At 65.5% G+C, this 9793-nt stretch carries 5 protein-coding genes; 1 reads left to right on the top strand and 4 read right to left on the bottom strand.

From position 1 onward, the window contains the following. Nucleotides 1-58: 58 nt before the first annotated feature. Nucleotides 59-1015, bottom strand: a complete 957-nt coding sequence (locus ROR02_RS15060; RefSeq protein WP_170245144.1) for a glycosyltransferase family 2 protein — start codon at nucleotides 1013-1015, stop codon at nucleotides 59-61. Next, a complete protein-coding gene (locus tag ROR02_RS15055) occupies nucleotides 999-1898 on the bottom strand; it encodes a glycosyltransferase (protein ID WP_147164868.1) in 900 nt (299 codons plus the stop codon). Before ROR02_RS15055 ends, ROR02_RS15060 begins: the two co-directional genes overlap by 17 nt. Before the next feature lie 264 nt (nucleotides 1899-2162). Here ROR02_RS15055 and ROR02_RS15050 point away from each other — a divergent pair, with 264 nt between their 5' ends. Next, on the top strand, nucleotides 2163-5327 hold the full coding sequence (locus ROR02_RS15050) for a M10 family metallopeptidase (RefSeq protein ID WP_147164867.1): 3165 nt from the start codon (nucleotides 2163-2165) through the stop codon (nucleotides 5325-5327). A 194-nt stretch (nucleotides 5328-5521) separates the two neighbouring features. Here ROR02_RS15050 and ROR02_RS15045 read toward each other — a convergent pair whose 3' ends face one another. Together ROR02_RS15045 and ROR02_RS15040 are read right to left on the bottom strand one after the other, a co-directional pair. Then, nucleotides 5522-6166 (bottom strand): D-sedoheptulose-7-phosphate isomerase, encoded by a 645-nt coding sequence (locus tag ROR02_RS15045; RefSeq protein WP_147164866.1) that lies wholly within the window; start codon nucleotides 6164-6166, stop codon nucleotides 5522-5524. Between the two features lie 113 nt (nucleotides 6167-6279). After that, nucleotides 6280-9793, bottom strand: a 3514-nt coding sequence (locus tag ROR02_RS15040) for a beta strand repeat-containing protein (RefSeq protein WP_147164865.1), incomplete at its 5' end; no start/stop codon positions are given.

Below are 9793 nucleotides of genomic sequence, written 5' to 3'. Positions count from 1 at the left end.
AGAGTAACTTCGAGACCAGGTTGGGCCAAGAAATGGCCCAACCTGGTCTCGGATTACTCTAGGGGGAAGACGGGCGGGCGGCTTCTTTCCGGCGCCGGACCCGGTCGGCCAGGATGGCCCACACCGCGCCGTTCCCCCAAGGGGCCAGGCTAAAGCAGCGCAACAGCCCGCCCACCGCCCGGGCGGGCTGGCCGGCGCTGGCCCAGGTCGCGGCCCGATTGAAGGCAAGGCCGGCCTGGAACGATCGCGTCAGCCGGCGGCTTCGGGCCCGGAATTCGGAGCCGTGCCGGGCTTCCATCCGCTCCAGGCCCGCGAGGGCCAGGGCTGGCGCGGGACGGCCGCCCAGGTGAATGGTGGCGAGCACGGCCGGACAAAAACCCAGGGCTCCGGGAAAGCGGGCCTCAAGGCGGACCAGCAGATCCCAATCCTCGTAACGGGGAAACGCGGTGTCGTAGCCCCCGCAGGCCAGCAGGGCCTCGCGTGCGGCAATCAGGGTGGACCCGGGGCTGGTGTAGCACCCCCAGGCCACATCCTCGGCCGTCAGGCGCGACGCATAGGGGCGGCGGGCCGCGCGTGGTTCGGCGCCAGGGGTCGGCGCCACGAGTTCGAACCCGGTGCAGGAAATCGTCAGCCCATGCCCCTGCATGAACGCGAGCTGGGCCGCGAGCTTGCCCGGTTTCCAGGCGTCGTCACTATCCAGGAAGGCGATCATCGATCCGCGCGCGGCGGCAAGGCCGGTGTTGCGCGCGGCCGCCGCGCCTTGATTGATGGCATGACGCAGCACACGGACCCCGGCGCCGAATGGGGCGAGGGCGCCGGCCAGGTCATCGGAAGACCCATCGTCGACCACCAGGATTTCATGAACCGGAACGTCCTGGGCCAGGACGCTGCGCACGGCCCGCCCGATCAGGGCGGCGCGGTTGTAAGCCGGGATGACGACGCTGATCCGAGGGGGAGGGGACATCCCCGCGCCGCGGTCGGTCGGGAGATCGGTCGTCTCAGGTGTGTCGTTCATGACGGGTTCCCACATGCCACCCCAGATGCTGGGCGAAAAAGACCGGCCAAAGCGGGTCCGTGGCCAGCGCGGCGCGGCCGGTTTTCCAGGCCTTGCTGATTTCGCCGGTCACCGCCAGGCGAGCGCTTTCATATCCGGCGGCCCATCCATGCCAGCGTCGGTAGAAGCGTCGCGCGGCCCCCGATGGGCTGTCGTGCAAGCGGGTGCGGGCCATCAAGGTCGCTTCCGCCAGCAAGGTCGGGGAAGCCCGTCCGCTGAACGTCAGCGAAGCCGCGTGACAGCCATAGGCGTAGATGACTTCGTCAAGGACCGTGGTCTGGTAGCCCGCCAGATGATACCGGCCCAGAAGATCGCGGTCGGCATACGTGGGATAGGTGTCGTCGAAGCCCGACAGTGCCTCAAGCACCGGGCGGTGAAAGAAACGCCCGTTGAGCAGGATATGGCCGGAAATGATGTCGCCGGCGCGCAGGGCCTTGGGCGCCGGGTGATTCAAGACTTGTTCTTGCACGGTGGTGGGGCCGTCCCATGTTTGCAACAGACAGCCCCCGCACACACTGGCGCTGTCCGTCCGACGGGCGAATCCGGCCCGCACGGCGGCCAGGGCGCCGGGCAACAGACGGTCATCGGTGTTCAAGAAACCGACCACGTCGCCCCGGGCCCGTTCGATGCCCCGGTTGAGCGCCTCGTACAGATTGCGGTCGGGCTGAATGATCAAGGTCGCCTGGGGAAACCGCTGGCGGACCAGGTCATGGGTTCCGTCCGTGGATCCGCCATCAATGATTAGGATTTCGATGGCATCGTCTTTCTGCTCGACGACGCTTTGCAACGCCGCGCCAATCCAGCTGGCACGGTTGAGGGAGGGGGTTACCAGGCTGATGATCATGGAAGCCTTCCACGAAGGCCGGATCGGATCCGGCAAGAAAGAGAGGGAAGCAAACCCCCTCGCCTGCCTTCTGGCAAGGAGAGTTTCAAGGACACGGGTCAGCCCCGAGGGGGAATTGCCTTGTGACTTTGGCTTCCATGCATCGGGAAAAGTCCCTTAGAGTTTATCCGGGAAAAACGAAAACCACTTCTCCCCAAACGACGGACTCCGGATAACGAAGACAGAGGTGGAGCTGACTTCCCCTCCCTTTTTGGACGAGACGCCATGCCCACGATTACCGGCCAGACCTATATCGACGCCCTGCTGGCGGATGCCGCCACCCGCTGGAATGCCGATGCCGCCGTGGGAACGGCTGACACCCTGACCTACTCGTTCCTGACGGCGGTTCCGGATTACGCGGCGGGCACGGTGGATGCCACGGGTTTCGTCGCCATGACCGACGCCCAGAAAGCCGCGACCCGGGCCGCGCTCGGCGCCTGGAGCGCCGTGGCCGGGCTGACGTTCCAGGAAACCGCCTCGGGCGGGGATCTCCAGTTCGGGACCAACAGCCAGGCCGCGACGGCAACGGGATACGCCTATTACCCGACGGCGGGCAACACGGCGGGCGACATCTATGTGAATGCCAACTATGCCGCCAACGCAAGCGCGCTCAACGCAGGCCAGGAAGGGTTTCAGATCCTGCTGCAGCTGATCGGCCGCGCCCTGGGCCTCAAGCAGCCGGGGAACTACACGCTAGGCGGCATTGCCCCCGTGAGCCCCTACCTGCCGACGAATCAGGACACGACGGCCTACACGGTGATGTCGGCCACCGCCGCCGCCAGTGGAGTGGCACCCTCCGGGCCCATGCTTTATGACATCGCGGCCATTCAATACCTGTACGGGGTCAACACGACCACGAACGCCTCGGCCAACACCTACACCCCCAATGGCACCACCCGCTTCGCGATCTGGGACGTGGACGGGATCGATATCATCGACGCCTCGGGGCAGTCGGGTGGGGTTGTCATCGACCTGCGGGCGGGAGCGTTCAGCTCGATCGGGGCGGTGAACAACGTGGCCATCGCCTATGGCGTCACCATCGAACAGGCCATCGGAGGGCTGGGCGACGACACGCTGACCGGAAACGACCTGCCCAATTACCTGGTCGGGGGCCAGGGGAATGACATCATCCATGCCGGCCCGGGAGATGTGATCAACGCGGGCGCGGGACTGGATCTTGTCATTCTGTCGGGCACGGGCAACTCGGTGACCCTGGCCGAGGTGGAAAGCGTGACGGGATCCACGGCAGCGGATTCCATCGTCCTGACCGGCGGGGGGCGTGTCATGCTTTCCAACATCGAAAGCGTGTCGGGCTCGGGGCATGAATGGATCGACCTGGGCTCGGGCGGGGCCTCCATCACCCTTGAAGGCGTCAGTACCCTGATCGGAGGCAGTGGCACCGATACCGTGAGGTTGAGCGCCCACGATGATCGCCTGATCATGGCGGCGGTCGAAGTCTTGAATGGCGGGGCCGGCGCCGACTGGATCGACCTGGGGGCCCGGGGCAACACGATCATGCTGAGCGGGGTGGAAACCCTGGTGGGCGGGGCCGGCAACGATGTGATCACGCTCACCCCCCTGAACGACACCCTGATCACGGCCGCCGTCGAAACCCTGAGCGGCGGGGCCGGCAACGATTGGCTGACCCTGGGCGATCGCGGCAATACCATTCACCTGAGCGAAGTCGAAACCCTGGTGGGGGGCGCGGGGAGCGACGTCGTCACCCTGGGGCCTCTCGGAAGCCTGGGGAGCATGGGCAACACCATCACCCTGGCCGCGATCGAAACCTTGACCGGCTGCGCGCGGCGCGACGCCGTGACCCTGGGCGATCGCGGCAACACCATCACCCTGGCCCAGATCGATTCCCTGCAAGGGGGACGGGGCGGGGACTGGGTGGAACTGGCGGGGCCGAACGATATCACCCTGGGGGGGATTGAAACCCTGATCGGGGGGAGCGGCAGCGACATCGTCCATCTGACCGGGCTGGGAACCACCATGATCCTGGCCGGCATTGAGGCGCTTTACGGAACCTCGGGCGGGGGTAATTTCATTTTCCTGGGCGATCGCGGCAACTCGACCCTGGTCGTGGGGGTCGAAACCCTGATCGGCGGGCGGGGCGGCGATGGCATCACCCTGGGCGATGGCGGCAATTCGATCATTCTCACCGCGATTGAAACCCTGGTCGGGGGAGGCGGCAGCGATGTCGTGAGCCTGGGGGCGCGGGGCAACACCTTGACCATCCTGGGGATTGAAGCGCTGATCGGGGGCAGTGGCGCCGATTACGTCACCTTGGGGGCTCGGGGCAATACCATGGGGATGATCGGGGTGGAGACTCTGATCGGAGGCGCCGGAACCGACGTTGTTTCCCTGGGCGCCCAGGACAACACCGTGATCCTGGTCGGCCTGGAAACCCTGACCGGCGGAAGTGCCGGGGACTTCATCACCCTGGGGGCCCGGGGCAGCACCATGACCATGAGCGCGGTGGAAACCCTGATTGGCGGCGCGGGCACCGATGTCATCACCCTGGCCGGCCAAAGCAATGCCGTCATCCTCACGGCGGTGGAAACGCTGATCGGCGGCGCGGGCACGGACACCGTGACCCTGGGCGCCCGGGGGAATCTCACCGCCGTGTGGGGCGTTGAAACCTTGCACGGGGGGGCAGGGGCCGACTTCATCACCCTGGGCACCGCCAGCAACTCGATCACGCTGGATGGCATTGAAACCCTGATTGGCGGCCAGATGCACGACTGGGTCAACCTGGGCAGCCAGGGCAACACGGTCATTCTGGCCGGGGTGGAAACCCTGGTGGGGGGAGCCGGGACCGATCACGTCCGGCTGGGGGCGCGGGGGAACAGCATCTTTCTTTCCGGGATCGAGCAACTGACCGTTGGAACGGGGATCGACATCCTGTCCCTGGACAGCGGGCAGACAACCGGGACGGCGGTCGTGTTTTCGACCATCGACGACGGTGCCGCCCCGGGCGCGACCGTGGGCGAGGATGTGATCCACGGTTTTTCCGTGGCACGAGGCGACACCCTTGCGGTGACGGGATCCCTGGGGAGCCTGATCGACCGCAATGGAGACGGCGCCGTGACCGCCGTTGTCCAGCGCACCGGGGCGGTTTCCTTTGAGAGCGCCGAGGTAATCCGCCTTGAAACAACGCTTTCCAACCTGACCGACGATGGCTTTGCCGCCTTTCGTGGAGCCATCGGGGCATTAAACGGACCCGCGACCGGGCTGGTCCTGGCGTCGAACGGACGGGATACCGGGGTTTACCTGGTCCTTCGCCAGGAAACGATCTCGGGAGCGCTGGCTGGCGGCGAGGTCCGTCTGTTGGGCATGCTCAACGACGTGAGTGTTGCGACAAGCGCGGCGATCTCGATGCTTTAAAGTGAAACCCGAAAAGTTCGAGCCGCTTTTCGGGTCAGTTGAACGCAAAAATAAAACATCAAAGCACCGCGCCCGGATCCGGTTTAACGCACGGTGCTGAGGGAGTCTTCCAGTTTAAATTGACTCTGGAGAACGCTAAATTCCTTTATTTGATTTCCTTGGGAAAAGCGGTGCCCACTTTTTCCGGGTAAACGCTACCGTTCCTGCGGATCGAGGGTGATGTGACCGCAGGCCAGAAGCGCGTCTTCGACCAGTTCGATCAAGGCGTGGCCGGCCGTGATGTGGACTTCTTGAATCCGGCCCGTTTCATGGGATGGCACCAGCAGCGCGCAGTCGCAATGGTCCAGGGCCGGTTTGCCGCTTCCCCCCAGGAAGCCGATGGTGCGAAGGCCGCTCTGGCGCGCGCGGGCCAGGGCGGCGACCACATTGGGAGAGCGCCCCGACGTGGTCAGGCCTAGCAAGACATCCCCGGGACGACCCAGGGTTTCGGTCATGCGCGCATAAAAGCCTTCATAGCCATAGTCATTGCCGCACGCCGTCATTGACGATGAATCCAGGGCCAGCGCCAGGGCGGGCAACCCCGGCCGGTTCACCTCGGCGCGCAAACGGACCAGGAGCTCCGCCGCCAGATGCTGGGCGTCGGCCGCCGACCCGCCGTTGCCACACAGCAAGATCTTGCCCCCCGCCGCCAGAGCCCGATGGCAGATTTCCGCCATTTCGACGATCACCGCCGCATGCTCGGCCATGACGGTCGTTTTCACGGCAATGGAACGGGCAAACAAGGATCGGACCCGATCAAGGCGGGCCTCGGGGGATTGCTCTGGCCAGGGGTAGGTCATGGGGGCCGCTTTCTTCTTTCCGGGGCAGTCAGCATACAAGAGGAACAGCCGCGCGGAAAAAAAAAGAGGGGCGGCCCGAAGGCCGCCCCTCCCTTGCGTCGTGTTTTGACCGATTAGCCGGCGAGGATATCGCTGGCGGTCAGGGTCGAGCCGTTGAACTTGCCAAGCAGCTTGGTTTCATCGGCGCTGATCGAGCCGTCGCCGTTGGCGTCGGTGACCATGTACAGACCCGAGGTCGAACCGCTGTGGGCCAGGACCAGCACACTGGCATCGGCCGAGCTGTTGTTCAGCGTGCCCAGGGCGGTGCGGAACGAGGCGTACCCGGTGTCTTCCAGATCGCTGACGCTCGTGGACAGGACAACCAGCTCGTCCGTGCTGAGATTGACCTCGCCGCTCGCGCGGGTGGCCGAAGCCAGCAGGCCGTTGGCGTTGTTATCGACCGCCGTGCGCAGGGCACCCTGGATCGACACCTTGTCCGTGCCCGACTGGAAGTTGGTGACCGTATCGGTCCCGTTGTCCTCCGAGTTGAACACGATGGTGTCGGTGGTCCCGCTGCTCACCAGGGTGATGCTGTCGTTACCGGCGCCGCTCTGGAAGGTGATCGCCCCGGCGGTGACCGTCACGACGTCGTTACCCGACCCACCGGTCAGGGTCTCGATGGAGGACACCGAGATGGTGCCACCACGCGCGCCCAGGGTGATGACGTCGTTACCCGCGCCACCAGCCAAGGTTTCGATCGCCGCCAGGATGACGGTGTTGCCCGAAGCCCCCAGGGTGATGACATCGGTGCCCGAGCCACCGACCAGGGTTTCCACGCCCGAGAGCGTCATGGTGTTGCCACGCGCGCCCAGGTTGATCCAGTCGTTGCCCGTGCCACCGGCCAGGTTTTCGATCGAGGCCAGGACCACCGTGTTGCCGGAGTTACCCAGCGACACCGTATCCGTGCCCGAACCGCCGACCAGGGTTTCGATCGCGCTCAGGCGGTTGACGGTCTGGCCGCCATCCTGGAGCGAGATCCAGTCGTTGCCCGTGCCACCGGTCAGGGTTTCGATGCCGCCGATCGTGATGCTGACACCGCGGTTGCCCAGGGTGATGACATCGTTACCCGCGCCACCGGTCAGGGTTTCGATCGCCGCCAGGATGACAGTGTTGCCCGAAGCCCCCAGCGTCACCGAGTCATTGCCCGCGCCACCGATCAGGGTTTCGATGCCCGAGAGCGTCATGGTGTTGCCACGCGCGCCCAGGTTGATCCAGTCGTTGCCCGTACCACCAGCCAGGGTTTCGACCGCCGCCAGGATGACGGTGTTGCCGGAGTTACCCAGGGTCACCGAGTCGTTGCCCGAGCCACCGATCAGGGTTTCGATCTGGGACAGGGAGGCCGTCTGGTTCCCCGCCGCCAGAGTGATCCACTGCTCGCCCGTGGCACCGGTCACGGTCTCGACCGCCGCCAGAGTGATGGTCGTCGAGCCACTCAGGGTGATCAGATCGTTCCCGGAGGAACCGGTCAGGGTGTCAACCCCGCCCGTGATGATCACGGTCGAAGCCGCGCCCAGGGTCAGGACATCGCTGCCCGCGCCACCGGTCAGGGTTTCGATGCCCGAGAAGGTCATCGTGTTGCCACGCGCGCCCAGGACAACGAGATCGTTACCCACGCCACCGGTGAGGGTTTCGACCGCCGCCAGGATCACCGTGTTGCCCGCGGCACCCAGGGTCACCGAGTCGTTGCCCGACCCACCGACCAGGGTCTCGATGGTCGAGGCCACGAGGGTCTGACCGCCGGACGCCAGAGTAACCCACTGCGCGCCGCTGGAACCGGTGACGGTTTCAACGCTGCCCAGCGTGATGGTGTTGGCGCCGCTCAACGTGACCAAGTCGTTCCCGGAAGAACCGGTAAGGGTTTCGATCCCCCCGAGCACCGTGATGGTCGAGCCCGTGGCCAGGGTGATGAGATCGTTGCCCGTACCACCGGTCAGGGTTTCGATCGCACTCAGGGTCATCGTGTTGCCACGCGCGCCCAGGGTGATCACGTCGTTGCCGTCACCACCGGTGAGGGTTTCGATGCCCGCCAGGATCATCTGGTTGCCCGTGGACCCCAAGGTGACCACGTCGTTGCCCGTGCCACCGATCAGGGTTTCGATGCCCGTCATCAGCGTCACGGTGCTGCCGGCCGGACCCAGGTTCACCCAGTCAGCGCCACCAGGAGTCACGGCGCCGGTCAGCGGGTTAATCGTGGCCGCGGCACCAACGATGCTTTCCACGCCCTGGATCGTGAGGGTCTGACCACCCGCCGCCAGGGTAACCTGATCGGCACCAGCGCCACCGGTCAGGGTTTCGATCCCGCCGACCGTCAGGATCTGGCCGCCGGAAGCGAGGGTGATGACATCGTTGCCCGACCCGCCGGTCAGGGTGTCGATGGTGCTCACCATCATGGTGGCGCCGCGGGCGCCCAGGGTAACGACATCGGTGCCCGACCCGCCGGTCAGGGTTTCGATGCCCGCCAGGATCACCGTGCTGCCCGAGTTGCCCAGGGTAATGACATCGTTGCCGGCGCCACCCACCAGGGTTTCGATACCGGAGAGCGTCATGGTGTTGCCACGCGCACCCAGGTTGATCCAGTCGTTGCCCGTGCCGCCGGTCAGGTTCTCGACCGCCGTCAGGATCATGGTGTTGCCGGTGTTAACCAGCGTCACGGTGTCGGTGCCCGCGCCACCATACAGGGTTTCGATACCACCAACCGTGATGGCTTCGCCGCTGGAACCCAGGGTGATGACATCGTTGCCCGAGCCGCCGGTCAGGGTGTTGATGGCGGAGACCAGGATCGTGTTGCCGCGGGCCCCCAGGGTGACCGCTTCAACTCCCGTGGTATGACCGGTCAGGGTTTCGACGCCCACCAGGGTGATGGTGGTGCTGCTGGAGGAGCTGAACGACACCGCGTCGTTGCCCGCGCCACCATACAGGGTTTCGACAGCCGCGATGGAGATCGTGTTGCCGGCGTCACCCAACGTCACCAGATCGTTGCCCGACCCACCGGTCAGAGCTTCGACCCGGGCCACGGTGATGGTCTGGCCACCCGTCGCCAGCTCGATGGAGTCAGAGCCCGTGCTACCGATCAGGGAGCTGATCCCACCCACGACGGTGTTGCCGGCGCTCGTGTCACCCAGGGTAATCAGCTCGACACCCGAACCGCCCATGATGGTTTCGAAGCCCGAAACCGTCATGGTGGTGCTGCCACTGATCCGCACCACTTCCGTGGTGTAGGTCGACCCGCTCAGGGTTTCGATGCCCGACACCGTGAGGGTCGTGCCATTCGAAGCGTAGGGGGTTCCCACGGTGATGACGTCGATACCGGCGCCACCGGTCAGGGTTTCGACGCCCGCCAGGGTCATGGTATTGCCGCGGGCACCCAAGGTCACCGCGTCGTTGCCCGAACCACCGACCAGGCTTTCAACGCCCACCAGAATGATGGTCGAGCCACCGGTGGCACCCAGGGCCACCGCGTCGGTGCCCGAGCCACCGTACAGGGTTTCGATCGCCGACACGACGATGGTGTTGCCACCAGCGGCCAGGGTCACGCTGTCGTTGCCCGAGGTACCGGTCAGGGTGTCGATCAGGCCGACGGTGAGGGTC

The organism is Pararhodospirillum oryzae (assembly GCF_007992075.1).
GTDB lineage: Bacteria > Pseudomonadota > Alphaproteobacteria > Rhodospirillales > Rhodospirillaceae > Pararhodospirillum > Pararhodospirillum oryzae.
The sequence above is the reverse complement of the archived record's forward strand: the minus strand, read 5'-3'. Positions and strand labels throughout refer to the sequence as shown.

Excerpts from the sequence above, each read along its gene's own strand:
- ROR02_RS15060 (WP_170245144.1), bottom strand. The coding sequence starts at position 1,015 with ATGAACGACACACCTGAGACGACCGATCTCCCGACCGACCGCGGCGCG.
- ROR02_RS15055 (WP_147164868.1), bottom strand. The coding sequence starts at position 1,898 with ATGATCATCAGCCTGGTAACCCCCTCCCTCAACCGTGCCAGCTGGATT.
- ROR02_RS15050 (WP_147164867.1), top strand. The coding sequence starts at position 2,163 with ATGCCCACGATTACCGGCCAGACCTATATCGACGCCCTGCTGGCGGAT.
- ROR02_RS15045 (WP_147164866.1), bottom strand. The coding sequence starts at position 6,166 with ATGACCTACCCCTGGCCAGAGCAATCCCCCGAGGCCCGCCTTGATCGG.